Annotated in this window: 24 protein-coding genes and 1 tRNA gene; 16 read left to right on the forward strand and 9 right to left on the reverse strand. The window is 71.5% G+C overall.

Translation table 11 applies throughout. The annotated features are described in order from the left end of the window. Window positions 1-14: 14 nt before the first annotated feature. From AC1HIL_RS00115 to rbsD, 5 genes are read left to right on the forward strand one after another with little or no spacing between them, the layout of a single operon-like run. Window positions 15-1,583 carry a sugar ABC transporter ATP-binding protein gene (locus AC1HIL_RS00115; RefSeq protein ID WP_413762295.1) on the forward strand — a complete coding sequence of 523 codons (1,569 nt, stop codon included), beginning with the start codon at window positions 15-17 and terminating at the stop codon, window positions 1,581-1,583. A 20-nt stretch (window positions 1,584-1,603) separates the two neighbouring features. Beyond that, window positions 1,604-2,596, forward strand: coding sequence for an ABC transporter permease (locus tag AC1HIL_RS00120; RefSeq protein ID WP_057590803.1), 993 nt, complete (start codon window positions 1,604-1,606; stop codon window positions 2,594-2,596). A 47-nt stretch (window positions 2,597-2,643) separates the two neighbouring features. Beyond that, window positions 2,644-3,723: a LacI family DNA-binding transcriptional regulator gene (locus tag AC1HIL_RS00125; RefSeq protein WP_057590802.1), complete on the forward strand. Its 1,080-nt coding sequence runs from the start codon at window positions 2,644-2,646 to the stop codon at window positions 3,721-3,723. Further along, window positions 3,720-4,679, forward strand: coding sequence for a ribokinase (gene rbsK, locus AC1HIL_RS00130; protein WP_261211528.1), 960 nt, complete (start codon window positions 3,720-3,722; stop codon window positions 4,677-4,679). The genes AC1HIL_RS00125 and rbsK overlap by 4 nt, the downstream gene beginning before the upstream one ends. Further along, complete coding sequence (gene rbsD, locus AC1HIL_RS00135; protein WP_209543692.1) at window positions 4,676-5,074, forward strand: D-ribose pyranase; 399 nt, start codon at window positions 4,676-4,678, stop codon at window positions 5,072-5,074. Before rbsK ends, rbsD begins: the two co-directional genes overlap by 4 nt. 4 nt (window positions 5,075-5,078) lie before the next feature. Here the strand turns inward: rbsD and AC1HIL_RS00140 are convergent, their stop codons facing one another. After that, window positions 5,079-5,966: an MOSC domain-containing protein gene (locus AC1HIL_RS00140; protein WP_479670868.1), complete on the reverse strand. Its 888-nt coding sequence runs from the start codon at window positions 5,964-5,966 to the stop codon at window positions 5,079-5,081. A gap of 105 nt (window positions 5,967-6,071) precedes the next feature. Between AC1HIL_RS00140 and AC1HIL_RS00145 the strand changes: the two genes are divergently transcribed. The 3 genes from AC1HIL_RS00145 to AC1HIL_RS00155 are packed head-to-tail and all read left to right on the forward strand — an operon-like array spanning window position 6,072 to window position 9,873. Beyond that, window positions 6,072-7,229, forward strand: a complete 1,158-nt coding sequence (locus tag AC1HIL_RS00145) for an FAD-dependent monooxygenase (protein WP_479670869.1) — start codon at window positions 6,072-6,074, stop codon at window positions 7,227-7,229. 35 nt (window positions 7,230-7,264) lie between these two features. Beyond that, on the forward strand, window positions 7,265-7,999 hold the full coding sequence (locus AC1HIL_RS00150; RefSeq protein WP_261211534.1) for a DsbC family protein: 735 nt from the start codon (window positions 7,265-7,267) through the stop codon (window positions 7,997-7,999). Next, a complete protein-coding gene (locus tag AC1HIL_RS00155) occupies window positions 7,999-9,873 on the forward strand; it encodes a M61 family metallopeptidase (RefSeq protein WP_479670870.1) in 1,875 nt (624 codons plus the stop codon). Before AC1HIL_RS00150 ends, AC1HIL_RS00155 begins: the two co-directional genes overlap by 1 nt. On the opposite strand, the gene AC1HIL_RS00160 is transcribed toward AC1HIL_RS00155, so the two are convergent. Then, complete coding sequence (locus AC1HIL_RS00160; protein ID WP_479670871.1) at window positions 9,870-10,481, reverse strand: DUF2325 domain-containing protein; 612 nt, start codon at window positions 10,479-10,481, stop codon at window positions 9,870-9,872. The two genes, AC1HIL_RS00155 and AC1HIL_RS00160, sit on opposite strands and share 4 nt — an antisense overlap. Window positions 10,482-10,638: 157 nt before the next feature. On the opposite strand from AC1HIL_RS00160, the gene AC1HIL_RS00165 reads away from it, so the two are divergent. Then, the gene (locus AC1HIL_RS00165; RefSeq protein ID WP_019656299.1) at window positions 10,639-11,418 is read left to right on the forward strand and encodes an enoyl-CoA hydratase; all 780 of its coding nucleotides are present in this window, start codon (window positions 10,639-10,641) and stop codon (window positions 11,416-11,418) included. Between the two features lie 51 nt (window positions 11,419-11,469). Here the strand turns inward: AC1HIL_RS00165 and AC1HIL_RS00170 are convergent, their stop codons facing one another. Continuing rightward, a complete protein-coding gene (locus AC1HIL_RS00170) occupies window positions 11,470-12,582 on the reverse strand; it encodes a hypothetical protein (protein ID WP_479670872.1) in 1,113 nt (370 codons plus the stop codon). Further along, window positions 12,579-13,265: a sigma-70 family RNA polymerase sigma factor gene (locus AC1HIL_RS00175; protein ID WP_296735276.1), complete on the reverse strand. Its 687-nt coding sequence runs from the start codon at window positions 13,263-13,265 to the stop codon at window positions 12,579-12,581. Before AC1HIL_RS00175 ends, AC1HIL_RS00170 begins: the two co-directional genes overlap by 4 nt. Before the next feature lie 140 nt (window positions 13,266-13,405). Between AC1HIL_RS00175 and AC1HIL_RS00180 the strand changes: the two genes are divergently transcribed. Then, a complete protein-coding gene (locus AC1HIL_RS00180) occupies window positions 13,406-14,917 on the forward strand; it encodes a vWA domain-containing protein (RefSeq protein WP_479670873.1) in 1,512 nt (503 codons plus the stop codon). A gap of 35 nt (window positions 14,918-14,952) precedes the next feature. Continuing rightward, window positions 14,953-15,029: transfer RNA gene (locus AC1HIL_RS00185), tRNA-Met, on the forward strand. An 89-nt stretch (window positions 15,030-15,118) separates the two neighbouring features. Here the strand turns inward: AC1HIL_RS00185 and AC1HIL_RS00190 are convergent. Beyond that, complete coding sequence (locus AC1HIL_RS00190; RefSeq protein WP_261211542.1) at window positions 15,119-15,517, reverse strand: hypothetical protein; 399 nt, start codon at window positions 15,515-15,517, stop codon at window positions 15,119-15,121. Between the two features lie 18 nt (window positions 15,518-15,535). Here AC1HIL_RS00190 and AC1HIL_RS00195 point away from each other — a divergent pair, with 18 nt between their 5' ends. Continuing rightward, window positions 15,536-15,751, forward strand: coding sequence for a hypothetical protein (locus AC1HIL_RS00195; protein ID WP_057596915.1), 216 nt, complete (start codon window positions 15,536-15,538; stop codon window positions 15,749-15,751). A gap of 15 nt (window positions 15,752-15,766) precedes the next feature. Here the strand turns inward: AC1HIL_RS00195 and AC1HIL_RS00200 are convergent, their stop codons facing one another. After that, on the reverse strand, window positions 15,767-16,468 hold the full coding sequence (locus AC1HIL_RS00200; protein ID WP_479670875.1) for an SDR family NAD(P)-dependent oxidoreductase: 702 nt from the start codon (window positions 16,466-16,468) through the stop codon (window positions 15,767-15,769). 131 nt (window positions 16,469-16,599) lie between these two features. On the opposite strand from AC1HIL_RS00200, the gene AC1HIL_RS00205 reads away from it, so the two are divergent. Continuing rightward, window positions 16,600-17,523: a LysR family transcriptional regulator gene (locus AC1HIL_RS00205; RefSeq protein ID WP_479670876.1), complete on the forward strand. Its 924-nt coding sequence runs from the start codon at window positions 16,600-16,602 to the stop codon at window positions 17,521-17,523. A gap of 12 nt (window positions 17,524-17,535) precedes the next feature. Here the strand turns inward: AC1HIL_RS00205 and AC1HIL_RS00210 are convergent, their stop codons facing one another. Continuing rightward, window positions 17,536-18,405, reverse strand: a complete 870-nt coding sequence (locus tag AC1HIL_RS00210) for a UDP-2,3-diacylglucosamine diphosphatase (protein WP_057596912.1) — start codon at window positions 18,403-18,405, stop codon at window positions 17,536-17,538. Window positions 18,406-18,499: 94 nt separating this feature from the next. Between AC1HIL_RS00210 and AC1HIL_RS00215 the strand changes: the two genes are divergently transcribed. Further along, window positions 18,500-20,230 (forward strand): lysoplasmalogenase family protein, encoded by a 1,731-nt coding sequence (locus AC1HIL_RS00215; RefSeq protein WP_479670877.1) that lies wholly within the window; start codon window positions 18,500-18,502, stop codon window positions 20,228-20,230. 21 nt (window positions 20,231-20,251) lie between these two features. Here the strand turns inward: AC1HIL_RS00215 and dmeF are convergent, their stop codons facing one another. Both dmeF and ruvB read right to left on the reverse strand, forming a co-directional pair. Beyond that, window positions 20,252-21,214 carry a CDF family Co(II)/Ni(II) efflux transporter DmeF gene (gene dmeF, locus AC1HIL_RS00220; RefSeq protein ID WP_057590786.1) on the reverse strand — a complete coding sequence of 321 codons (963 nt, stop codon included), beginning with the start codon at window positions 21,212-21,214 and terminating at the stop codon, window positions 20,252-20,254. Window positions 21,215-21,227: 13 nt separating this feature from the next. Continuing rightward, window positions 21,228-22,292, reverse strand: coding sequence for a Holliday junction branch migration DNA helicase RuvB (ruvB, locus tag AC1HIL_RS00225; RefSeq protein WP_479670878.1), 1,065 nt, complete (start codon window positions 22,290-22,292; stop codon window positions 21,228-21,230). A 180-nt stretch (window positions 22,293-22,472) separates the two neighbouring features. On the opposite strand from ruvB, the gene AC1HIL_RS00230 reads away from it, so the two are divergent. Both AC1HIL_RS00230 and AC1HIL_RS00235 read left to right on the forward strand, forming a co-directional pair. Further along, window positions 22,473-23,117 (forward strand): CDP-alcohol phosphatidyltransferase family protein, encoded by a 645-nt coding sequence (locus tag AC1HIL_RS00230; protein WP_479670879.1) that lies wholly within the window; start codon window positions 22,473-22,475, stop codon window positions 23,115-23,117. Continuing rightward, a complete protein-coding gene (locus tag AC1HIL_RS00235; RefSeq protein ID WP_261211549.1) occupies window positions 23,114-24,919 on the forward strand; it encodes a bifunctional alpha/beta hydrolase/class I SAM-dependent methyltransferase in 1,806 nt (601 codons plus the stop codon). Before AC1HIL_RS00230 ends, AC1HIL_RS00235 begins: the two co-directional genes overlap by 4 nt. Window positions 24,920-24,924 lie beyond the last annotated feature (5 nt).

The raw sequence follows: 24,924 nt of genomic DNA on the forward strand, positions 1-24,924 counted from the left end.
CCTTGCCGGCGCCCATGTCCGCAACCCCCGCCACGCCGCTCTTCGCGCTCCACGACATCGGCAAGGACTACGCCGCGCCGGTGCTCGACGGCGTGACCCTCACGCTGGAGGCCGGCGAGGTGCTCGCGCTGACCGGAGAGAACGGTGCCGGCAAGAGCACCCTCTCCAAGATCGTCTGCGGCCTCGTCACGCCGACGCGCGGCACGATGCTGCTGGGCGGCGCGCCGTTCCAGCCGGGCTCGCGCCGCGACGCCGAGGCGCACGGCGTGCGCATGGTGATGCAGGAACTCGGGCTGGTGCCCACGCTCACGGTGGCCGAGAACCTGCTGCTCGACCGGCTGCCGCAGCGCATGGGCTGGCTGCAGCGCGCCGAGCTGCACGCGGCCGCGCGGCTGCAACTGGCCAAGATCGGCCTCTCGCACATCGATCCGGCCGTGCCGGTCTCGCGCCTGGGCATCGGCCAGCAGCAGATGGTGGAGATCGCGCGCAACCTGCTCGACGACACCCGCGTGCTGATCCTCGACGAGCCGACCGCGATGTTGACGCCGCGCGAGACCGAGCATCTGTTCGAGCAGATCGCGCTGCTGAAGGCGCGCGGCGTGGGCATCGTCTACGTCTCGCACCGGCTCGAGGAGCTGCAGCGCATCGCCGACCGCGTGGCGGTGCTGCGCGACGGCCGGCTGGTCGACGTGCGGCCGATGGCCGGCGTGCGCGAATCCGAACTGGTCGAGCGCATGGTCGGCCGCGCGGTGCACGAGCACGACGGCCGCCCGCGCCGCGTGGCCGGCGCGCCGATGCTGAGCGCGCACGGCATCGGCCGCGGCAGCGCGGTGCGCGATGTCGACCTGCAGCTGCGCGCGGGCGAGGTGATGGGCATCGCCGGGCTCGTGGGCTCGGGCCGCACCGAGCTCGTGCGGCTGCTGTTCGGCGCCGACAAGGCCGAGCGCGGCACGATCGAACTCCACTGGCCCGGAGCGCAGCAACCGGCCGCGGGCCGCTGGCGCTCGCCGATGCAGGCGATCCGTGCCGGCATCGGCCTGGTCACCGAGGACCGCAAGTCGCAGGGCCTGCTGATGACGCAATCGATCCGCGTCAACGCCACGCTCAGCGACCTCGGCGCGGTCTCGCGCCTGGGCTGGCTGCGCGCGGCCGCCGAGCGCGGCATCGCGCGCCGGCTGGTGCAGACGCTGCGCATCCGCTCGCGCAGCGAGGAGCAGAGCGTGGCCACGCTCAGCGGCGGCAACCAGCAGAAGGTGGTGTTCGCGCGCTGGCTGCACCGCGAATGCAAGGTGCTGCTGCTCGACGAGCCGACGCGCGGCGTCGACGTGGGCGCGCGCGCCGACCTCTATGCCGAGCTCGACCGCATGGCCGAGGCCGGCAAGGCGCTGCTGATGGTGTCGAGCGACCTGCGCGAACTCATGGCCATGTGCGACCGCATCGGCGTGATGCACGCCGGCCGCCTGGTGGCGGTGTTCGAGCGCGGCGCCTGGGACCAGCAGTCGATCCTGGCCGCGGCCTTCGGCGACACCGGCCGCGCCACCTCCGCAGCCCCCACCGCCCACGCTCTCGCGGCCGCCGCCTGAGCCTCATCCTCCTTCGCCCCATGACGACCACCACCGCTTCCGCTCCCCCCGCCGCCGGCGCCGGCTCCCTCAAGGGCCAGCTCGGCACCTACATCGGCCTGGCCGTGGTGCTGCTCGGCATGATCGGGCTGTTCGGCAGCCTCAGCGAATACTTCCTCACGGTGGAGACCTTCGTCACCATCGCCAACGAGATCCCCGCGCTGGCCGTGATGGCCGTGGGCATGACCTTCGTGCTGATCATCGCGGGCATCGACCTCTCGGTGGGCTCGGTGCTGGCGCTCAGCGCGGCGGTGGCCGCCGCCGCCATCCTGCAATGGCACCTGCCGGTGCCGCTGGCCGCGCTGCTGGGCCTGGCCACGGGCCTGATCTGCGGCGCGATCACCGGCGCCGTGTCGGTGGCCTGGCGGCTGCCGAGCTTCATCGTCTCGCTCGGCATGCTCGAGGCCGTGCGCGGCGGCGCCTACCTCGTGACCGACTCGCGCACCCAATATGTGGGCGATGCCATCTCGGGCCTGGCGGCGCCGTGGATCGGCGGCATCTCGGCGGCCTTCGTGCTCGCGGTGGTGCTGGTGATCGTGGGCCAGCTGGTGCTGTCGCGTACCGTGTTCGGCCGCTACGTGGTGGGCATCGGCACCAACGAGGAGGCGATGCGCCTCGCGGGCATCGACCCGCGGCCGATCCGTATCGTGGTGTTCGCGGTCACCGGCCTCTTGGCCGGCCTGGCGGGGCTGATGCAGTCGGCGCGCCTCGAGGCGGCCGATCCGAACTCGGGCGTGGGCATCGAGCTGCAGGTGATCGCCGCGGTGGTGATCGGCGGCACCAGCCTGATGGGCGGGCGCGGCTCGGTGGTCAACACCTTCTTCGGCGTGCTGATCATCGCGGTGCTCGAGGCCGGCCTGGCGCAGGTCGGCGCCAGCGAGCCGAGCAAGCGCATCATCACCGGCGCGGTGATCGTGGTTGCGGTGATCATCGACACCCTGCGCCAGCGTCGCGCCGACCGCCGGCTGGCCTGACGCTCCCCTCCCCACGAAGCAGCACCCGCAACAGGAACACCCAGGCCATGGCCACCATCAAGGACGTCGCACTGCGCGCGGGCGTGTCGGTCACCACCGTCTCGCACGTGGTCAACGACACGCGCCACGTCAGCGCCAAGGGCCGCGAGCGCGTCGAGCTCGCGATCCGCGAACTCGGCTACGTGCCCAACGCGATGGCGCGCAGCCTCAAGAGCAACACCACCTCGACGCTCGGAATGCTGATCCCGAACAGCTCGAACCCCTACTTCGCCGAGATCGTGCGCATCATCGAGGACCGCTGCTTCGGCGCCGGCTACACGCTGGTGCTGTGCAACACCGACGACGAGCCGCACCGCCAGAGCGTGTACCTGCAGGTGCTGGCCGAGCGCCGCATCGACGGGCTGATCGTGGTGTCGACCGGCGACGACGACACGCTGGCCCGGCAGCTCAACGGCCTCAAGGTGCCGACCGTGCTGCTCGACCGCGAGATCGCCGATCCGCACTGCGACCTGGTCGAGACCGCCCACATGCAGGGCGGCCTGCTCGCGGTGCGCCACCTGCTGTCGCTGGGCCACCGCCGCATCGCCTGCATCGGCGGGCCGCAGGGCGTGTCGCCGAGCGAACAGCGCATCGCGGGCTGGCGCATGGCGCTGGCCGAGAGCGGCCACGGCACCGGCGACGCCGACGCGCTGCTGTGGCGCGGCGGCTTCACCAGCCAGGGCGGCTACGAGGCGATGCACGCCATCCTGCGCGCCGGCACCAACGACATTCCCTCGGCGGTCTTCGTCTGCAACGACCTGATGGCGATCGGCGCGCTGCGCGCTGCGCACGAGAGCGGCGTGCGGGTGCCCGACGAGCTCTCGATCGTCGGCTTCGACGACATCGAACTCTCGGCCTACACCAGCCCGCCGCTCACCACCGTGGCCCAGCCCAAGGAGCGCATCGGCGCGCTGGCGGTCGACATGCTGCTCGAGCGCGTGGGCGGCCGCCGCCGCGATGCGCGCAAGGTGGTGCTGCAGCCCGAGCTGCACGTGCGGGCCTCGACCGCGCGCTATTCCGGAGCGCCCGCGGCCGCACCGGTATCCGTCCCCTCTTCCGCCGACACCCGAAAGTCCCGCACCCCGTGAGCCCGACGTCTTCCTCCCGCCCCGCGGCACCGCGCATCGTGGTGCTCGGCAGCCTCAACATGGACCTGGTGCTGCGCGTGCCGCATGCGCCCGCCGCGGGCGAGACCCTGCTGGGCCGCTCCTTCGCCACCATCCCCGGCGGCAAGGGCGCCAACCAGGCCGTGAGCTGCGCGCGCGAGGGCGCGCAGGTGCGCATGATCGGCTGCGTGGGCGACGACGACCACGGCCGCGCGCTGCGCCAGGCGCTCGAACGCGACGGCATCGACACCGAGGCCCTGCGCACCGATGCCGCCGAGCCGACAGGCACCGCGCTGATCATGGTCGAGGACAGCGGCCAGAACCGCATCGTGATGATCGCGGGCGCGAATGCCGGCGTCGACCTCGACGCGGCGGACCTGCGCACCCGGCTCGCGGGCGCGGCCTTCCTCGTGACCCAGTTCGAGACCCCGATGGCGCAGGTCGAGCGCGCGATCGCGGTGGCGCACGAGGCCGGCTGCAAGGTGCTGCTCAATCCCTCGCCGGTGCAGGCCATCGCCGAGCCCCTGTGGCCGAAGATCGACACGCTGGTGGTCAACGAGATCGAGGCGCGCACGCTCAGCGGCCTGGGCGCCGACAGCCCGCAGGAGGCCGCGGCCGCCGGGCAGGCGATGCGCGCGCGCGGCATCGCGCGCGTGGTGGTCACGCTCGGCGCGCGCGGCGCGGTGGCGGTCGATGCCGACGGCGCGCGCCACCATCCGGCGCTGGTGGTGCAGGCGGTCGACACCACGGCCGCCGGCGACACCTTCCTCGGCGCGCTCGCCACCGCGCTCGGCGAGGGCCAGTCCTTCGACGAGGCCGTGCGCCTGGGCATCCGCGCCGCCGCGCTGTGCATCCAGCAGCCCGGCGCCCAGCCTTCCATCCCGCAGCGCGAGGCCGTGCTGCGCAGCCCCCTGCCCCCCGACTGGATTCCGCTGTGAAACGTACCGCCCTGCTGCACTCCGAACTGTCCCAGGTCATCGCCACCATGGGCCATGGCGACATGCTCGTGATCGGCGACGCCGGCCTGCCCATTCCCGACGGCCCGCGCCGCATCGACCTCGCGCTCACGCCCGGCGTGCCGCGCGTGGCCGAGGTGCTGAAGGCGGTGCTGAGCGAACTGCAGGTCGAGCGCGCGCTGCTCGCGCGCGAGGCGGTCGAGGGCCGCGCCACGGGCGAACTGCCCGAATGGTGCGCGGGGCAGCTCGCGGTCGTGCCCGAGACGGTGTCGCACGAGGAGCTGAAACGCCTGAGCGCGCGTGCCAAGGCAGTCGTACGCACGGGCGAATGCACGCCCTACGCGAACATCATCCTGTGCGCGGGCGTGACGTTCTGATCGCTCACTCGAATTTGTAGTTCGCCCCGACTGCCTGCCCGACCTTGAGCATCTGCTCCACACCCTGGATCACGATGCAATTCATGCCGAAGGTGATGGCGCCGTCGACGCGCGGGTCGGCGCGGTAGGTGCGCAGCGTGTCGTTGACCTCGGGGCTGCTGAGCGCGGTGGCCGGGTCGATGTCGGGAATGGGGCAGCGGGAGCAGGGCTTGACCGGCTGCAGCTGCGCGCCGTCCGCCGAACCGTCGGCGCCGCTGGCCACGTGCAGCATCTCGACGCGGTCCTCGTCGTGCGACTCGATGCCGGCCAGCACGATGTTGGGCCGGAAGCGCTCGATGCCCACCGGGCCATGGCCGTCGCGCGCCAGCCGCTCGTTGAGCTCGGCCAGCGAGCCCTCGCTGGCCACCAGCAGCGCATAGCCGTCGGCGAACTGGGTCTGGGCCTCGATGCCGCCGGTCCACTTGAGGCTCGACAACCGCTTCACCTCGGGATCGAAGCGCACCAGCCGCAGCTTCCGCGGCTTGCCGGGCTCGGAGAGGAAGTCGCTGAACCACTGGGCCGCGATGTCGCCCATGTCGTAGGCATCGACCTCGTCCTTCCAGACCCGCACCCGCATCGGCTGCTCGACCCGGTCGAAGGCCAGGTGCAGCGCCAGCATGCCGGGCGCGCGCAGCACCACCTCGGTGTGCTTCATCTGCGGCTTGATCAGCGCCATGCGCGGCAGCTGCCGCTGCGTGACGAACTCGCCCTCTTCGTCGACCACCATCCAGGCCCGGTCGAATTCGAGGCCGGTCTCGGTCAGCAGCGCTTCGGGCAGCTCGACGCCGGCGCACGACTTGACGGGGTACACGAACAGGCGCGCGATGGTGGCCTGGAGATCGAAATCTGTCACGGGGGCTCCTCGGATGGGGGCTCGATTGTCCTCGCTCCGGGCATACCCCCAATGGCCGGTTTCCCCACGGGGTCGGCCGCGGGAGCCTCCTCCTACAATGCCGCGATGGCCCTCCCCCCCGAAGTCTGTATCCGCGGCGCCGGCATCGTCGGCCGCACGCTGGCCCTGCTGCTCGCGCGCGAACGCGTGCGCGTGGCGCTGGTGGCGCCGCCCGCCGCCGCCGAGCGGGAAGACGTCCGCGCCTATGCGCTCAATGCCGCCTCGCGCGAGCTGCTGGTCTCGCTGCGCGCCTGGCCCGAGGGCATCAGCGCCACGCCGGTGCGCGAGATGGTGGTCGACGGCGACGAGGGTGGCCGCGTGCAGTTCAGCGCCGCGCGCCAGAAGGTCGAGGCGCTGGCCTGGATCGTCGACGTGCCGGCGCTCGAGAAGCAGCTGGCCGACGCGGTGCGCTTCCAGCCCCAGATCGAGGTGGTGAGCGAACCGGTCGCCGCGCCGCTCACCGTGGTCTGCGAAGGCAAGGCCAGCGCCACGCGCGAGGCGCTCGGCGTGAGCTACGCGGTCACGCGCTATCCGCAGCATGCGATCGCGGCACGGCTCGAGGCCGAGCAGTCGCACGAGGGCACGGCGCGCCAGTGGTTCAACGACAAGGGCGAGGTGTTCGCGCTGCTGCCGCTCGACGGCGTGCACGGCCGCCGGCTGGCGCTGGTGTGGTCGGTCGACCAGCTGCGCGCGCCGGCGCTGCTCGCGCAATCGGCCGAGGAATTCAACGCCGCCGTGACCGAGGCCAGCCACCAGGCCTTCGGCGCGCTGCGGCTGGCGAGCGAGCGCGGCGCCTGGCCGCTCGCTCGCGCCATCGCCGACCGCTGGACCGGCACCCTGCCTGCCTCCGCACAGACTGCGGCGCAAACCAGCGGCCAGCCGCCGCGCACCTGGGCATTGGCCGGCGACGCAGCCCACACCGTGCATCCGCTCGCGGGCCAGGGCCTGAACCTCGGCCTGGCCGACGCGGCCGCGCTGGCCGCCGTCATCAAGGAACGCGACTACTGGCGCAGCGTGGGCGATCCGCGCCTGCTGCGCCGCTACGAACGCGCGCGCCGCACCGAGGTGCTGCAGATGAGCCTGGCCACCGACGGGCTGCAGCAACTCTTCTCGCACGGCCTGGGCCCGCTGCCCGCGCTGCGCAACTGGGGCATGCGCGGTTTCGACCGCACGCGCCTGGTCAAGCACTGGGTCACGCGGCAGGCCATGGGCCTGAAAGCCTGACGCCGCACGATCCGAACAACGACTCCCTCGAACCCATGAAGACACTCGCACGCCACCTGCTTCCCGCCGCCTTCGCGTCGCTCGCGATCCTCGCGGCCTTCGGCGCCCATGCCGGCGAAGCCGAGATCCGCAAGAACCTCAAGGAACGCATCCCGCAGTTCCCGGCCATCGAGGAAATCACCAAGACGCCGATGCCCGGCCTCTACGAGGTGCGCGTCAACGGCGCGCAGATCTACTACACCGACGAGCAGGGCAACTACCTGCTCGAGGGCAACATGATCGACGTGAACGCGCGCCGCAACCTCACCGAGGAGCGCGTGGCGAAGCTGTCGGAGGTGGCCTTCGACAAGCTGCCCGTGAAGGACGCGATCAAGATCGTGCGCGGCAACGGCAAGCGCAAGCTCGCGGTCTTCGAGGATCCGAACTGCGGCTACTGCAAGCGCTTCGAGAAGGACATGAAGTCGGTCGACAACGTCACCGTCTACCTGTTCCTCTATCCGGTGCTGGGTCCCGATTCGACCGTCAAGTCGCGCGACATCTGGTGCAGCAAGGACAAGGGCAAGGCCTGGAGCGACTGGATGGAATCGGGCACCCGGCCGGCCACCGCCCCCGGCAGCTGCGACGTGACCGCGCTGCAGCGCAACGTCGAATTCGGCCGCCGCTACAACATCACCGGCACGCCGACCCTGATCTACAGCAACGGCACCCGCACCCCGGGCGCCGTGCCCGCCGAGCAGGTCGAGAAGCAACTCGCCGCCTCCGCCAGCTGATGGCGACGAAGTCCCCCTCGCGGCGCGCGGCCGCGGCGCCCGCGGCCGTGGCCGCGCCCGGCGTGCACTACCGCGTGGAATGCGCCGACCTGCATGCGCGCCTGTTCGAGGTCACGCTCACCATCGATCGCCCGGCGGCCGAGCAGCAGCTGACCTTGCCGGTGTGGATCCCGGGCAGCTACCTCGTGCGCGAGTTCGCCAAGAACCTGCAGGGCCTGCAGGCCTCGCAGGGCCGGCGCAAGGCACCGGTGCTGACGCAGCTCGACAAGTGCAGCTGGCGCGTCGAATGCGCGGCCGGCCAGCCGCTGGTGCTGCGCTACAAGGTCTGCGCCTACGACAACTCGGTGCGCACCGCCTGGCTCGATGCCGAGCGCGGCTTCTTCAACGGCACCAGCCTGTGCCTGCGGGTCGAGGGCCAGACCGATGCGCCGCATGCGCTCGAGATCGTCGCACCCGCCGCCTCGGCGCTGCCCGAGGGCGCCGCGCCCTGGTCCTGCGCCACCGCGCTGCCGCCGCTGAAGACCGACCGCCACGGCTTCGGCCGCTACCTCGCGGCCGACTACGACGAGCTGGCCGACAGCCCGGTCGAGCTCGGCGCCTTCTGGAGCGGCGAGTTCGAGGCCGGCGGCGTGCCGCACCGCTTCGTGGTCGCGGGCGCCGCGGCCTCGTTCGACGGCGAGCGGCTGCTGGCCGACACGAAGGCCATCTGCGAAGCCGAGATGCGCTTCTGGCACGGCGACAAGGTCGGCAAGCGCGGCGGAGCGAAGCCGCCGATCGACCGCTATGTGTTCATGCTCAACGCGGTCGACGACGGCTACGGCGGCCTCGAGCATCGCCATTCGACGGCGCTGATCTGCAACCGCCGCGACCTGCCGCAGCTCGGCATGAAGAAGGCCGCAGACGGCTACGTCACGCTGCTGGGCCTGATCAGCCACGAGTACTTCCACACCTGGAACGTGAAGCGGCTGCGGCCCGCCGAGTTCGCGCGCTACGACTACGGCCGCGAGAACTACACGAAGCTGCTGTGGTTCTTCGAGGGCTTCACCAGCTACTACGACGACCTGCTGCTGCGCCGCGCCGGACTGATCGACGACGCGGCCTACCTGCGGCTGGTCAACAAGACCATCAACCAGGTGCAGCAGACGCCGGGGCGCCAGGTGCAGTCGGTGGCCGACGCGAGCTTCGACGCCTGGGTCAAGTACTACCGCCAGGACGAGCAGACGCCCAACGGCACCGTCAGCTACTACACCAAGGGCGCGCTGGTCGCGCTGTGCCTCGACCTCAAGCTGCGCGCCGAGGGCCGCGGTTCGCTCGACGACGCGATGCGCCACCTGTGGAACGCGAGCGGCGGCGGGCCGGTGAGCGAAGCCGATATCGCGGCCGCGCTCGAGGCCGCGGGCGGCCGCTCGTACGCGGCCGAGCTCGCGGCCTGGGTGCACTCGACCGCCGAGCTGCCGCTCTCCGAGCTGCTGCGCCTGCACGGCGTGGCCACGCTCGACGACCCCTCGCAGCCCGCGCAGACGCTGGGCCTGCGCGTGGCGGAAAGCGGTGGCAGCGTGCAGGTCAAGGTGGTGCTGCGCGGCGGCGCGGCCGAGAAGGCCGGCTTCGCGGCCGGCGACGAATGGATCGGCATCGAACTGCCGGCCGCGGGACGCAAGAGCGCGCAGGGCTGGCGCATCGGCCGGCTCGACGATCTCGCGCTCTACCTCGGCGCGGGCAAGCGCTGCACCGCGCTGGTCGCGCGCGACCGCAAGCTGGTGAAGCTGCCGCTGGTGCTGCCCACGGGCGTCACGACCTGGCGCCTGCTCGCGCAGGACACGGGCCGGGTCTCGAAGTGGCTGGCGCCGGTGGCGATCGCGGCGACCAAGGCTTAGCCCGCGGGCAAGGCCCGTTCGGCCGCGGCCTCCTCGGCCGTCTCGCGGCGCACGAAATGGATGGGCTGCGGCTCGCCCACCATCACGCAGGGCTTGCCGGTGCGGCGGCAATGGTCCTGCACGCGCCAGCAGGCATCGTGGCTCAGGCAGCCGGTCTGGCAGATGACGAGGTCGGCCACGCGCAGGCTGGCCTCGAACGCGGGATCGTCGGTGCCGTCCGCGCCTTCGAGGTGCAGGAAGCGGCCGCCGGCGATCTCGACCAATTGGCGCGCGAGCGAGGGCGTGCGCTCGTCGCCGCCCACGCAGAGCACGGACTTCTCGCGCAGGTCGGCGGGCACCGGCGCCTGCACCGGAACGGCCAGGCGGCGCGCGGCGCCCGGTGCGAGCAGCGCATGCAGCCGCTTCGGCAGCGCCGCGCCGACGGCCGCGCGCGCGGCCAGCTCCTCGCGCACCATCGCCATCGCCGAATCGCGCGCCACCAGCGCGCCACGCAGGCGCACGATCTGCGCCTCCAGCCGCTCCACCAGCGCGGCCTGCTCGGCCAGCAGCTGCGAGCAGCGCTCCTGCACGCGGGCATAGGCCCGCAGCAACACGGCATGTTCTTGCATCGGGAACTCCATGGCCGCGGATTCTAGTTGAGAACAATTCTCAACAAAGCCATGCAGCAGGAAGGGCGAAGGCACCGGCCAGCAGCCCCGTGCCACGGTGGCGCACGGCACCGTGGGTATAGTGAAGCGCGTTTTTCTTCCCTTCCCCGGAGACACCATGAGCTACGAGAACATCGAAGTGCGGACCGAAGCTGGCAAGGTCGGCATCATCACCCTCAACCGCCCGAAGGCGCTCAACGCGCTCAACGACGCGCTGATGACCGAGCTGGGCCAGGCCCTGAAGGCCTTCGACGCCGACGACGCCATCGGCTGCATCATCCTCACCGGCAGCGAGCGCGCCTTCGCGGCCGGCGCCGACATCGCGGCGATGGCCAAGTACAGCTTCATCGACACCTACAAGGGCGACTACATCACGCGCAACTGGGAGACCATCCGCTCGATCCGCAAGCCGGTGATCGGCGCCGTGGCCGGCTTCGCGCTCGGCGGCGGCTGCGAGCTCGCGATGATGTGCGACTTCATCATCGCGGCCGACAACGCCAAGTTCGGCCAGCCCGAGATCAAGATCGGCGTGATCCCCGGCGCCGGCGGCACGCAGCGCCTGCCGCGCGCGGTGGGCAAGAGCAAGGCCATGGACATGGTGCTGACCGCCCGCATGATGGACGCCGCCGAAGCCGAGCGCGCGGGCCTCGTGAGCCGCGTGGTGCCGTTCGAGAAGCTGGCCGACGAGGCGCTGGGCGCCGCGCTGGTGATCTGCGGCTTCTCGCAGATCTCGGTGATCGCGGCCAAGGAGTCGGTCAACCGCGCCTTCGAGAGCGGCCTGAGCGACGGCGTGATGTTCGAGCGCCGGCTGTTCCATGCGCTGTTCGCGACGCAGGACCAGAAGGAAGGCATGGACGCCTTCCTGACCAAGCGCCAGCCGGACTTCAAGAACGCCTGAGGGCGGGCGGGCCGGACGGCCCGCTTTTTTTTGCCCCGAAGCCCGACGCCTTCAACGCCGCGGCGTCGAAGCCGTTTCGCGTGCGCGCTCGAGCGCGGCGCGCAGCGATGCGAGCGCCTGCGCGGGCGGCGTGCCGACGAAGGCCGCGCCGCCGGGCTGCGGCGACCAGCGCACCTGGTCGCCCGCGATCTCGAGCACCGCGACCAGGCTGCGGCCGCGATGGAGCGCGATGCGCGTCTCGACCGGCGCGGCCAGCGGCACATCGGGCGCGGTGGCCGAACGCGCGACCGCGCCCAGCAGCGCGGGGAAGGCCTCGATGGCATCGCGGGCGTGGCCGCCGGCGGGGTCGTCCGTCGTGGACCAGGTGGTCCAGCGCTCCAGCACGGCAAAAGGCGTGGCGCTCGACGCGGCGTTCGGCGCGGCCGCCAGGCGTGCTCGCGGCGCCGCCGAAGGCGCAGCGAGTTCGGCCTGCGGCGCCGGCGCGTACGCCAGGGGCGGCGGAGGCGCGGGCCGCGCGAGGGCGCCGGCCGCGTCATCGGCATCGCGACGGACGGCGGCGCGTTCGCTCTCGCTCTTGCGGAACGACTCGGCCGCCAGCGGAGCGGTCTCGGCAGCCGGTTCGCGCGGCTTGGCCGCCGGCTCGTCCGGTGCGCGCCGCTTCTCGGGCAAGGGCGTCGGCGCACGCCGAGGCGCCACGGCCGATTCGGCCTGCTTGCGCACCGCGTCGGCGGTCGGCGCCTCGGGCGCCGGGCTCGGGGCGGCGACGGAAGCGGCAGGCTCGGCGGGCGCGGGGGCATGCGCGGGAGGGGGCGCCGGCGGCGCTTCCACCGCCGCGCCACCCACGCGCGCCTCGCCATCGAGCCGCGCATCGGGCACCGGCTCCTGCCGCCACAGCACGGTGACGAAGCCGACCACCAGCAAGGTCGCGAAGGCCGCGTTCCATGGCATGCGACCGCGCGGGCCGCCGCCGCCGAAGAGCCGCCGCCACCAGGGCTGTGCCGTGGGCGCGGCAGCCGGCGGCGTCGCTGCCGCGAGGTTGTGCGCCATCTTGCGGATCGCCTCGCGCGTGCGCGGATCGGGCAGCGCCCCGGCGTCCGGCGCATGCTCGAGCGCGCGGCGCAGGCGCGCGTCGCGCAGCTCGTCGTCGTCGAATCCCGTGCTCATCGCGCGCCCTCCAGCACCGCGAGGTAGCGTTCCATGCAGCCACGCAGCTTCTGCAGCCCGTAGCGCAGCCGGCTGCGCACCGTCTCGAACCCGATCTGCAGGCTGGCGGACAGCGCCTCCACCGTCAGGCCGTCCTCGTGGTGCAGCAGGAAGGCCGCGCGCTGCTCGGCGGGCAGCTCGTCGAGGCAGGCCAGCAGGCGCCGGCCCGCGGCGCGCCAGAACGCGAGCTCCTCGGCCGAGGGATGGGTGGCCACGTCGTCCGAAGCACCGTGCACGCCGCGCTCGAGCGCCGGAATGGCCTCGTCGTCCTCGCCCGCGTGGCCGTCGAGCGCGACTTCGCGCCCGCTCACGCGCAGCCGGTCCATCGCGAGGTTGTGCGCGATCGTGAAGGCCCAGGTGCGCCAGGCCGCGCCCTGCGGCGAGAAGCTCTCGCGCGCCGTGATGATCCGCACCCAGGTGTCCTGGAACACCTCGTCGGCCTGCGACGCGAGCCGCGCGCCCAGCAGCCGCCGCACGAAGCGGAACAGTCCGCCCTCGTGGCGCGCATAGAGCACGTCGAAGGCGGCGGCGTCGCCGCGCGCGTAGGCCAGCATCAGCTGATCGTCGGGCATGGCGTCGCGGCCGGTCGCATCGGACGCGGCCGGGCTGGCAGTGGCGGAACGGGCGCGGGGCAGCGCGGACATCGGTGGATTCTCACCTCGACTTGTACGCATGGCTGCGCGGCGCGGGGTTGGCGCGGCCCGAAAAAAGATGCAACGGCTTAACCCCGCTGGCGGCGGCGGGCCGTAACAGCCTGCACCGATCACTCCACGGAGCCGCTTTCATGATCCCGATCCGAGCCTCTCGCCTTCGCCGTCCCCTCGTCGCGCTGTTGTGCGCGTCGCTGTTCCTGGGCGCCTGTGGCGCCACCGAAGCGCCCATCCGCCGCGACGACGGCGCCACCGCCGCGCGCTGGCCGGCCCCGGCCGTGCCGGCGACCGAAGCGGCGACCCCGGCGCGCCGCATCGAACCGGCGATGCCGAACTTCGAGGCGCCATCGGCGAAGCATTGCGCGCGGCCGATCCAGACCAGCGAGACGCCGGGCACCGGCCGGATCGCGCAGCACCGGCCCGTCGTGGGAGCTGTCGCCAAGCCGGCGCGGCGGTCCGCGCCCGCCATGGAAGCCCTCGCGTCCAGGGCGGCGCCCATGGCCGACGCCAGCGCCGGGCTGGCAAGCCCGTCGACCATGGAGGCCCCGCCGCCGCCCGCCCCGGCCCCGATCGCCGTCGCCCCACGCCCCGCGAACGAGCCCGTCACGGCTGGCATGGTCGACGACAACGCCGACTTCGGCGAGTACCTGGCCTTCCGCCAGCGCACCCGGGTCGCGCACCGCGAGCGCGACGTCGGCGAGCGCTACCTGCTGCAGGTGCGCGATGCGCAGGGCAACGTGGTGCCCGATGCCGAGGTCGCCGTGCAGGCCGCGAACGGCGCCGCGATGTGGGCCCGCACCGATGCGGGCGGACGCGCCTGGCTGCATCCCAGGGCCTTCGATGCCGAGCCGAGCGCGGTCTACGAAGTGACCGTGCGCAAGAACGGCCGCCAGGCGAGCTCGTTCCTGCGTCGCGGCCAGAAGAACGCGGTCGACGTGGTGCTCGAGCGCCCCGGCACCCGTCCCGCGCGCGCGCAGCTCGACCTGGTGTTCCTGATCGACGCCACCGGCTCGATGGGCGACGAGATCGCCCGCCTGCGCAGCACGCTGCGCGACATCGCCGGCCAGGTCGCGCGCCTGCCGAGCCGGCCCGACACCTGCTTCGGCCTCGTCGCCTACCGCGACATCCACGACGAGTTCGTGGTGCGCCGGCACGACTTCACCAACGACCTCGATGCCTTCCAGGGCGTGCTCGACGCGCTGCAGGCCGCGGGCGGCGGCGACTATCCCGAGGCGATGAACGAGGCCCTGCACGAGACGGTGCAGCGCATGAGCTGGCGCGGCGACGACACCACGCGGCTCGTGATACTGCTGGCCGACGCGCCGCCGCACCTGGACTACCCCGGCCCGCAGTACGACGACAGCATGGTCGCCGCGCTCGGCAAGGGCATCAAGGTGCTGAGCGTGGGCGCCTCGGGCCTCGACAGGCAGGGCGAATACATCCAGCGCCAGATCGCGCAATACACCGGCGGGCGCTTCGTGTTCCTGACCTACCGGAACGCCGCCGATCCCGCGAGCGGCCCGGGCACGCAGACCGTGCACGACGTGGGCAACTATTCGGTGCAGACGCTCGACAAGCTGGTGGTGCGGCTGGTGTCCGAGGAGCTCGGCAAGCTGCCGGGCGCACAAGCTTCGCGCGGTGGTTGAACTGTGCGAAAAGCCTGGGCTATAATCGCAGGCTCGGCTCTTTAGCTCAGTCGGTTAGAGCGATGGAATCATAATCCACAGGTCCGCGGTTCGAGTCCGTGAAGAGCCACCACACAAAGCAAAGCCCGCTGTCCATTGGACAAGCGGGCTTTTTCTTTGAGGGGTTCTTTGGGGGCTTTTTCCTCGGCGCCTGCCGGCGCGTCAACTCATGTCGGGACTGCGCTTCGACGCATCGCCAAGGCCCTGGGATTTTCGATCGGCGGGGCGTCCCCCCGAATGGCGCGCAACCCTCGAGGTATGCGCCGCCAACGCTTCGTCGACCGCCCGCTTCGACAGCAGCTGAACCTTGCCGCAGCGGCTGCACTGGTAGGCGCGTAGCCAGGGAAAGAAACGCATCCAGGTGCTGCGCTGGATCCGGTTCAGGTGGGTCACACTGCATTGGCAGCAGGTAAAAACCGACATTTGTTGATACCTGCGTATTAATGGTGAACCCGTATTATTGCGCCACCATGTGACAAAAGTCACGGCATGAATGCCATCCAGACGTAAAGTCTGTTTCGCGACGCTCGAGTCACTTTTCGTGCATTCGGTCTGTGTCACAGCCTTGGAGACCTGAAAATGCCCATGGAGCTTCTTCGCCGCATCGAAGACGCCTCGTTCCCGCTGGTCATCGCCGACGAGAAGGACGTCCGCAGCGCCATCGTCCTGGAGGCCGCCGGGATGATCAAGGCGCAGTTGCCGAGTCCGGAACGGCCGGATGGCCGCCCCGCGGTGATCTTTGCCATCACGCCGCTGGGACGTCGCAGGCTCAACGAAGGCAGCGCGCAACCCTAGCGCGGCGCACCCGCCTCACCACGCCACCGTGCGCCCCCGGTAGTCCAGGTACTCGAGCCCGGGCCGCCCACGCTTCGCGAGCATCACTTCGACCAGGCTCGGCACGCTCTGCTCGATCGTCAGCCGGCCCTCGGGCCCGCCCAGCTCGGTGCGCACCCAGCCGGGCGCCATCGCCAGCAGGGCACGCGGCGTTCCGGCCTGCCGCGCGGCGAAGCTGCGCAGCAACTGGTTCAGCGCCGCCTTGCTGCCGCGATAGACCTCGCGCTGGCCCGTCTCGTTGTCGGCGATGCTGCCCTGCCCCGACGACATGACGCCGATCAGGCCGTCCGGCGGGACGTTGCCCGCGAGGCTTTCCACCACTCGCATCGGGCTCAGCGCATTGGCGACCATGAGGTTCACGAAGTCCTCGGTCGAGACCTCGCCGATGGTCTGGGTCGGATCGGGATTGGTGGTGCCGGCATTGACGAACAGGATGTCGAACCGGCGGCCGGCCAGCCGCTCGCGCAGGGCCTGGATCTGCCCGGGGTCCGTGATGTCGAGCGACTCGATCTCGACGCGGCCGGGATGCGCATCGGCCAGATCGTGCAGCAGGGTGCGGGCCGTTCCGCGGACCGTGCCCATGACCTTCCAGTCCTTCTTGAGGAATTCGGCCGCGATGGCATGACCGAGGCCGCGCGAGGCGCCGACGACGAGGATGCTGTGTGGTGGGTGGGACATGAGGCGTGCTCCTTGTTGGCTGCGATGCCTCGAATTCTGGGAACGCCCTGTCATTTGCACCAGACGCCTGGACTGCAACCAATGATTGCGCCAAACGCCACGCATGGCCGCTCCTGCCCTATGCTGGCGCCATGCCCCGCGTCGACCTCAACCTGCTGCCCGCCCTCGATGCTCTGCTGACCGAGGGCAGCGTGACCGGCGCCGCGCGGCGGCTCGAGCTCAGCGTGTCCGCCATGAGCCGCACGCTCACGCGCCTGCGCGAGGCCACGGGCGACCGGCTCTTGCTGCAGGCCGGCCGCGGCCTGGTGCTCACGCCCTATGCGATGCAGCTGCGCGAACGCATCCCGGCGCTGGCGCGCGAGGCGCAGGCCGCGCTGGCACCGGCCGACCATGCGCTGCAGATCGCCACGCTCGACCAGTGCTTCACGCTGCGCGCCGGCGAGGGCTTCATCGACCTGCTCGCCGCGCCCTTGCTGGCGCGGATCCGGCAGGCCGCGCCGCGGGTGCGGCTTCGCTTCGCGCCCAAGCCCGACTGGGACGCCCGGCCGCTGCGCGAGGGCGGAATCGACCTGGAGCTCGGCACGGTGAAAACCACGGCGCCCGAACTGCGCACGCGCCGGCTGTTCCGCGACCGCTACGTGGGCGTGTGCCGCAGCGGCCATCCGCTGCTCGACGAGACGGAGATCGCCGCCGAACGCTATGCGGCCTGCGGCCACGTGGTGGCCTCGCGCGCCGGCGAGATGGGCCATCCGGTCGACGACGCGCTGGCCGCGCGCGGCCTGTCGCGGCAGGTGGCGATGGTGGTGCCGGCCTACACCCACGCGATGCAGGTCGCGCGGCAGTCCGACCTGCTGGCCGTTGTCCCGCACTCCTGCCTCGGCAATCCGTTCACGCCCGGCCATGCCGCGGCCCTGGGCCTGCGGCACTTTGAGCTGCCCGTGCCGACACCGCCCTTCAACGTCTCGGCGATCTGGCATCCGCGGCTCGACCAGGATGCCTCGCATCGCTGGCTGCGCGGCGAGGTGCTGGCGCTGTGCGAAGCGGCCTATCCCTGAACGGGACGGGTCTCAGGCCGCCACGGCCTCGCGCGCCGGCGCGACCTTCGACGGCACCGGCATGTGCGCCGACCATTCGATGATCTCGAGCTGTCCATCGGCATGCTCGGCCAGCGCCGTGAGGCTCTCGACCCAGTCGCCGTCGTTGCAGTAGAGGATGCCGTCGATGTCGCGCATCTCGGCATGGTGGATGTGGCCGCAGACCACGCCCTGCGCGCCGCGGTTGCGGGCCTCGCGCGCCACGGCGTTCTCGAAGTCGCCGACGTAGCTCACGGCGCGCTTGACCTTGCCCTTGAGGTACTTCGACAGCGACCAGTACGGCAGCCCCAGGCGCGCGCGCAGCGAGTTGAGGTGGCGGTTGAGCTTGAGCGTGAATTCGTAGAGCGAGTCGCCCACGTAGGCCAGCCACTTGGCGCACTGGATCACGCCGTCGAACAGGTCGCCGTGGATGATCCAGAGCTTGCGGCCGTCGGCGGTCTCGTGGATCCATTCCTCGGCCACGTCGATGCCGCCGAAGTTGTGATTGAGGTACTTGCGCGCGAACTCGTCGTGGTTGCCCGGGATGAAGATCACGCGCGTGCCCTTGCGCGCCTTGCGCAGCAGCTTCTGGATCACGTCGTTGTGCGCCTGCGGCCAGTACCAGTGCCGCTTGAGCTGCCAGCCGTCGATGATGTCGCCGACCAGGAACAGGGTCTCGCACTCGGTGTGCTTGAGGAAGTCCAGCAACGCCCGCGCCTGGCAGCCTGGCGTTCCGAGGTGCAGGTCGGAGATCCACAGCGTCCTGAAACGCTGAACCGGACGCGAAACGTCCTCGTCCTCCGCCTCGGGGGGCTGGACCGCGGTGTCGCGCCATGCGCGCAGAAAAGCATCGTCGCGTTGCATGGACCGATAGATTGGCGGTCCCGCATGACCCGGCCATGGCAAGTGCGTGACATCCCGATGACGTCCCCACGCAGGCGCGGCCCACAATCGCGCGATGCGCCCTGGCCAGATCATCGTCCTCGCGACCCCCGTCTTCTTCCTGCTGATCGCGATCGAGTTCGCGGTCGGCCGCGTGCGCGCGCGCCGCGGCACGGGGCAGGACACCTACCGCCTCGCCGACGCGGTCAACAGCATCGGCCTGGGCATGCTGAGCCAGATCAGCGCGGTGCTCACCGGCCTGCTGCGCATCGGCATCTACACGGCGGTGTACTCGGCCGTGGCGCTGTTCCCCGACACCGACTTCTGGACCACCTGGTACGGCTGGCTGCTGGCGCTGGTGTTCTACGACTTCTGCTACTACTGGCTGCACCGCATGGGCCACGAGTCGGCCGTGCTGTGGGCCGCGCACGTGGTGCACCACCAGAGCCAGCACTACAACCTCTCGACCGCGCTGCGCCAGACCTCGAGCGGCGCGCTGCTGGGCTGGATCTTCTACCTGCCGATGGCGGCCGCGGGCGTGCCGCCGCTGGTGTTCGCCGTGGTCTCGCTGGTCGACCTGCTCTACCAGTTCTGGGTCCACACCGAGCAGGTCGGCAAGCTCGGCTGGTTCGACCGCTGGTTCTGCTCGCCCTCGAACCACCGGGTGCACCACGCGGTCAACGACCGCTACCTCGACCGCAACTACGGCGGCATCCTGATCGTGTGGGACCGGCTGTTCGGCAGCTTCAAGGAAGAGGACGAGCGCTGCGTCTACGGCACGCGCAGCCCGCTCGCGAGCTGGGACCCGCTGTGGGCCAACGCCGAGGTCTACTGGGGCCTGGCCAGGGATTCATGGCATGCGCGCAGCTGGGCCGACAAGCTGCGCGTGTGGCTCAAGCCGCCGGGCTGGCGGCCGGCCGACGTGGCGGCGCGCTTTCCCAAGCCGGCCTTCGACATCGCGCAGGTGCGGCGCTACGAGCCCGAAGTGGGCCGCGGCGCGCAGTGGTTCGCGGGCGTGCAGTTCCTGCTGCTGCTCGCGGCCGTGGCGGTGTTCCTGTGGTTCTCCGACGGCATGCCGCTCTCGCGCTCGAGCGTGTGGCTGGCCGCGCTCACCGCAGCGCTGTGGGCCATCGGCGGCGTGCTGCAGGGGCGGCTCTCGATCGCCGAGGCGCTGCTGGTGGAAGCCGCCGCGCTGGCCACCGCGAGCGCCGCGCTCGGCCTGCCCTGGCTGCACCACGCGACCAAGCCGCTGGCGCTCGCGATCGCGGTCTTCATCGCCGCGCGGCGCGCGCTGGCGCGGCCCGGCGGCATGACGCGCTTCGACGCGCTGCTGGTCGCGGGCCTGGTCGGCTCGCTCGCGGGCGACGTGCTGCTGATGGGCCCGGCCTCGCTGTTCGTGCCCGGCCTCGTGTGCTTCCTGCTCGCGCACCTGGCCTACATCGGCGTGTTCCGCCTCGGCGTGGGCTTCTTCCCGCGGCCGGCGGCGCTGGCGGTCACGCTGGCGATCGGCGCGGCGATGTACGCCTTCCTGTGGCAGGGCGGATTGCCGGCCGCGCTGCGCATCCCGGTCGCGCTCTACGTGCTGGTGATCGCCTGCATGGCGGCCCAGGCGCTGGGCCGGGCCTTCGTGCTGCGCGACGCCGCGGCGGGCTGGGTGGCGGCGGGCGCCTGCTTCTTCATGCTGAGCGACTCGCTGCTCGCGACCAACCGCTTCGTGGCGCCGCTGCCGCTGGCGCAGCTGTGGGTGCTCGCGACCTACTACGTGGCGCAGACGCTGATCGTGCGGCACGCGCGGCCGCCGGACTGACGCCGTGCGCCGGCGGTCGCGTCAGTCGTGGCAGCGCTGGATCTCGACCGTCGAGTGCCGGATCTCCTCGTGCATCGAGAAGCAGGCCCGCACCTGGTCGGCCGTGAGCGTGGCCGAATGGGTCACCACCGTGAGCGCGCAGGCATAGGCCTCGCGGCCCACGCGCCACACGTGCAGGTCGGCCACGCGCGTGAGCGAATCGGCCAGGCCGGTCTCGATGCCCTCGCGGATCTCCTCGGCCACCGGGTGATCCATCTCGCGGTCGAGCAGCACGCGTCCGGTTTCCTTCAGCAGGTTCTTGGCCCAGACCGCGACCAGCACGGCGCCCACGATGCCCATCGCGGGATCGAGCCAGGCCCAGCCGTAGAACCAGCCGCCGAGCAGCGCCGCGATCGCGAGCACCGAGGTGGCGGCATCGGCCACCACGTGGATGTAGGCCGAGCGCAGGTTCAGGTCGTGGCCATGCTCGCCGTGCGCGTGGTGATGATCATGGTCGTGCGCATGCCCGTGGTCATGCCCATGGTGGTGATGCGCCCCGCCCAGCAGCCGCGCGCAGACCAGGTTGACCAGCAACCCGAGCACCGCCACCGAGATCGCCTCGGGATAGTGGATCGCCGCCGGCGACCACAGCCGCTCGAGCGAGCCCACCACCATCAGCGCCGCCACGCCCAGCAGCATCAGCGCGCTCGCGAAGCCGCCGAGCACCTCGATCTTCCAGGTGCCGAAGGCGAAGCGCGGGTCGCGCGCATAGCGCCGCGCGGCCGCATAGGCGAAGGCGCTCAGGCCGATGGCCAGCGCGTGCGAGCTCATGTGCCAGCCGTCGGCCAGCAGCGCCATCGAGTTGAACCACCAGCCGGCGCCGATCTCGACCGCCATCATCGCGGCGGTGATCCACATCACGAGCCGGGTGCTGCGCTCCGCGCGTTCGTTGTCGGTGCCGAAGTGGTGCTCGTGCTGCCACGCGCTCAGGTCATGGGTGTGCATGCTGAAAAGTCTCTCAAGTTCCGAAAAGGTCCTGGCCCTCGGCGCGGCCCGAGGGCGGCGCCACGCCGAGGTGGCGGTAGGCGGCCAGGGTGGCGATGCGCCCGCGCGGCGTGCGCTGCAGGTAGCCCTGCTGGATCAGGTAGGGCTCGATCACGTCCTCGATGGTGTCGCGCTCCTCGCCGATGCTGGCCGCGACGTTGTCGAGCCCCACCGGGCCGCCGTCGAAGCGGTGCACCACGGCCTCGAGCAGCTTGCGGTCCATCAGGTCGAAGCCCTGCGGGTCGACGTCGAGCATGGCCAGCGCCTTGTGCGCGATCTCCGCGGTGATGCGGCCGTCGCCCTTGACCTCGGCATAGTCGCGCACGCGGCGCAGCAGCCGGTTGGCGATGCGCGGCGTGCCGCGCGAGCGGCGCGCGATCTCGAAGCCGCCGGCCTCGTCGGTCTCGACCTTGAGCAGGCCGGCGCTGCGGCGCACGATCAGGGCGAGCTCCTCGGGCGTGTAGAACTCCAGCCGCGCGACGATGCCGAAGCGGTCGCGCAGCGGATTGGTGAGCATGCCCGCGCGCGTGGTGGCGCCCACCAGCGTGAAGGGCTGCAGGTCGAGCTTGATGCTGCGCGCGGCCGGGCCCTCGCCGATCATGATGTCGATCTGGTAGTCCTCGAGCGCCGGGTAGAGGATTTCCTCGACGACCGGGCTCAGCCGGTGGATCTCGTCGATGAACAGCACGTCGTTGGGCTCGAGGTTGGTCAAGAGCGCCGCCAGGTCCTTGGGCTTCTCGAGAACCGGGCCCGAGGTCTGGCGCAGGTTCACGCCGAGCTCGGCCGCGACGATGTGCGACAGCGTGGTCTTGCCCAGGCCCGGCGGGCCGAACAGCAGCACGTGGTCGAGCGCCTCGCGGCGCTTGCGCGCGGCGCCGATGAAGATCTCGAGCTGCTCGCGCACCTTGGCCTGGCCGACGTACTCGTCGAGCAGCTTGGGGCGCAGGGCCCGCTCGATCGCCTCCTCGTTGGGCGAGGCGGGCGCGGCGGACACCACGCGTTGCGGGGCGGGGGCGAAGTCGTCGGTCTGGATGGTCATGGGCGCGGGGGGTGCGGCGAGTTTAGTGGCTGCCCCGCCGCCGCGGACGGCCCGCGGCCACGGCGCCACGAGGGCCTTTCGCGGGTTTTCGCGGGCTTTTGCAGGCGGGACCTGCGCCTACAGGAGCGCTCGCCTGCGCTGGCAGAATGCCCCGACCAGAATGAAGAGGGGATCACGACGGTGTCGATCTACGAACTGAAGCCGCGTTTCCAGGCCCTGCTTCGGCCGCTCGTGGTCGGCCTGCATGCACGGGGCGTCACCGCCAACCAGGTCACGCTGAGCGCCTGCGCGGTCTCGCTGGTCCTCGGGCTGTGGCTCTACCTGGCCGCGCCCTCGCTCGCGGCCTTCGGGCTGATCCCGGCCTGGATGTTCGTGCGCATGGCCTTCAATGCCATCGACGGCATGCTGGCGCGCGAGCACCACCAGCAAAGCCGGCTCGGCGCCTTCCTCAACGAACTCACCGACGTGGTCTCCGACGCCGCGCTGTACCTGCCCTTCGTGCTGGTGCAGCCCTTCAGCCCGTTCTGGGTCGGCACCGTGATCGTGCTGGCCGGGCTCAGCGAATTCGCCGGCGCGCTCGGCCCCACGGTCGGTGCCTCGCGCCGCTACGATGGGCCGCTCGGCAAGAGCGACCGTGCCTTCGTGTTCGGCGCGCTCGGCCTCTACGTGGCGCTCGGCGGCCCGCTGCCGGGCTGGACCGCCTGGCTGATGCCGCTGGTGGCGCTGCTCGTGGCCTGGACCGTGGTCAACCGCGTGCGCCGCGCGCTCGCCGAAGCCGAAGGCGCGACCGCCGCCACGCTAAAAGAAACAACAGGGATTCAATGAACGACAACACCACCGATTTCGACACCGGCGCCTCGCCGTCTTCCATCACCCGGCGACCGCTCGCGGAACGCCAGTTCCGCACCCACGACGGCGAGTCGCTGTTCTACCGCCACTGGCCGGCCACCGGCCCCGCGCGGCGCGGCGCCATCGTGCTGTTCCACCGCGGCCACGAGCACGGCGCGCGCATGGCGCACCTGGTCGACGAGCTCGACCTGCCCGACTTCGACTTCTTCGCCTGGGACGCGCGCGGCCACGGCCGCTCGCCGGGCCAGCGCGGCTACAGCCCCAGCTTCGGCACCTCGGTGCGCGACGTGCAGACCTTCGTGCAGCACATCGTCGGCGCGCACGGCGTGGCCGAGCACGACATCCACGTGATCGCGCAGAGCGTGGGCGCGGTGCTGGCCGCGACCTGGGCCCACGACTACGCGCCCAAGGTGCGCGGCCTCACGCTGGCCTCGCCGGCCTTCAAGGTCAAGCTCTACGTGCCCTTCGCGCGGCCGGGCCTGGCGCTGATGCACAAGCTGCGCGGCCTGTTCTTCGTCAACAGCTACGTCAAGGCCAGGTTCCTCACGCACGACCCCGCGCGCATCGCGAGCTACGAGAGCGACCCGCTGATCACGCGGCCGATCGCGGTCAACATCCTGCTGGGCCTGTACGAGGCGGCCGAGCGCGTGGTGGCCGACGCCAACGCGATCACGCTGCCGGTGCAGCTGCTGATCTCGGGCGCCGACTGGGTGGTGCACCACAAGCCGCAGCACCAGTTCTTCGAACGGCTGGGCAGCGCGGTCAAGACCAAGACGGTGCTGCCGGGCTTCTTCCACGACACGCTGGGCGAGAAGGACCGCGCACCCGCGGTGCAGGCCATCCGCGAATTCGTGCTGCGCCTGTTCGACGAGGCGCCCGCGCCGGTCGACCGCCGCGGCGCCCACCTCGAGGGCGAGACCGCCGAGGAATCGCGCGCGCTGGCCGCGCCGCTGCCCGCGCTGTCGCCGCGCGGCCTCTACTGGTCGCTCACGCGCGCCGGGCTGCGCTTCGGCGGCGGCCTGTCCGAGGGCGTGAAGCTGGGCCACGACACCGGCTTCGACTCGGGCAGCACGCTCGACTACGTCTACCGCAACGTCGCGCAGGGCAAGGGCGCCATGGGCCGCGCCATCGACCGCAACTACCTCGATGCCATCGGCTGGCGCGGCATCCGGCAGCGCAAGATCCATGTCGAGGAGCTGCTGCGCATCGCGATGGAGCGGCTGGCCGAGATGCACCGCGAGGTGCGGCTGATGGACATCGCCGCCGGCCATGGCCGCTACGTGCTCGACGCGGTGCTCGCGAGCCCGGTCAAGGCCAGCTCGATCCTGCTGCGCGACTACAGCGAGATCAACGTGCGCGACGGCCGCGCGCTGATCGCCGAGAAGGGCCTGGAGGACGTCGCCCAGTTCGTGCAGGCCGACGCCTTCGACCGCATGAGCCTCGCGAGCGTCACGCCGCGGCCCACGCTGGCGGTGGTGTCGGGGCTGTACGAGCTGTTCCCCGACAACGAGATGGTGCGGCGCTCGCTCGCGGGCGTGGGCGACGCGGTGGAGGACGGCGGCTACCTGGTCTACACCGGCCAGCCCTGGCATCCGCAGCTCGAGATGATCGCGCGCGCGCTCACCAGCCACCGCCAGGGCGAGGCCTGGGTGATGCGCCGCCGCACGCAGGTCGAGATGGACCAGCTGGTGGAGGAGGCGGGCTTCCGCAAGATCGACCAGCGCAGCGACGAGTGGGGCATCTTCACCGTCTCGCTGGCCCGGCGCACCGAGCACTGAGCGAC

This window comes from Variovorax sp. ISS6, assembly GCF_056523145.1.

Coding starts and splice junctions, on each gene's coding strand:
- AC1HIL_RS00115 (WP_413762295.1), top strand. CDS start 15: ATGTCCGCAACCCCCGCCACGCCGCTCTTCGCGCTCCACGACATCGGC.
- AC1HIL_RS00120 (WP_057590803.1), top strand. CDS start 1,604: ATGACGACCACCACCGCTTCCGCTCCCCCCGCCGCCGGCGCCGGCTCC.
- AC1HIL_RS00125 (WP_057590802.1), top strand. CDS start 2,644: ATGGCCACCATCAAGGACGTCGCACTGCGCGCGGGCGTGTCGGTCACC.
- AC1HIL_RS00145 (WP_479670869.1), top strand. CDS start 6,072: ATGGCCCTCCCCCCCGAAGTCTGTATCCGCGGCGCCGGCATCGTCGGC.
- AC1HIL_RS00150 (WP_261211534.1), top strand. CDS start 7,265: ATGAAGACACTCGCACGCCACCTGCTTCCCGCCGCCTTCGCGTCGCTC.
- AC1HIL_RS00155 (WP_479670870.1), top strand. CDS start 7,999: ATGGCGACGAAGTCCCCCTCGCGGCGCGCGGCCGCGGCGCCCGCGGCC.
- AC1HIL_RS00160 (WP_479670871.1), bottom strand. CDS start 10,481: ATGCAAGAACATGCCGTGTTGCTGCGGGCCTATGCCCGCGTGCAGGAG.
- AC1HIL_RS00165 (WP_019656299.1), top strand. CDS start 10,639: ATGAGCTACGAGAACATCGAAGTGCGGACCGAAGCTGGCAAGGTCGGC.
- AC1HIL_RS00170 (WP_479670872.1), bottom strand. CDS start 12,582: ATGAGCACGGGATTCGACGACGACGAGCTGCGCGACGCGCGCCTGCGC.
- AC1HIL_RS00175 (WP_296735276.1), bottom strand. CDS start 13,265: ATGTCCGCGCTGCCCCGCGCCCGTTCCGCCACTGCCAGCCCGGCCGCG.
- AC1HIL_RS00180 (WP_479670873.1), top strand. CDS start 13,406: ATGATCCCGATCCGAGCCTCTCGCCTTCGCCGTCCCCTCGTCGCGCTG.
- AC1HIL_RS00195 (WP_057596915.1), top strand. CDS start 15,536: ATGCCCATGGAGCTTCTTCGCCGCATCGAAGACGCCTCGTTCCCGCTG.
- AC1HIL_RS00200 (WP_479670875.1), bottom strand. CDS start 16,468: ATGTCCCACCCACCACACAGCATCCTCGTCGTCGGCGCCTCGCGCGGC.
- AC1HIL_RS00205 (WP_479670876.1), top strand. CDS start 16,600: ATGCCCCGCGTCGACCTCAACCTGCTGCCCGCCCTCGATGCTCTGCTG.
- AC1HIL_RS00210 (WP_057596912.1), bottom strand. CDS start 18,405: ATGCAACGCGACGATGCTTTTCTGCGCGCATGGCGCGACACCGCGGTC.
- AC1HIL_RS00215 (WP_479670877.1), top strand. CDS start 18,500: ATGCGCCCTGGCCAGATCATCGTCCTCGCGACCCCCGTCTTCTTCCTG.
- dmeF (WP_057590786.1), bottom strand. CDS start 21,214: ATGCACACCCATGACCTGAGCGCGTGGCAGCACGAGCACCACTTCGGC.
- ruvB (WP_479670878.1), bottom strand. CDS start 22,292: ATGACCATCCAGACCGACGACTTCGCCCCCGCCCCGCAACGCGTGGTG.
- AC1HIL_RS00235 (WP_261211549.1), top strand. CDS start 23,114: ATGAACGACAACACCACCGATTTCGACACCGGCGCCTCGCCGTCTTCC.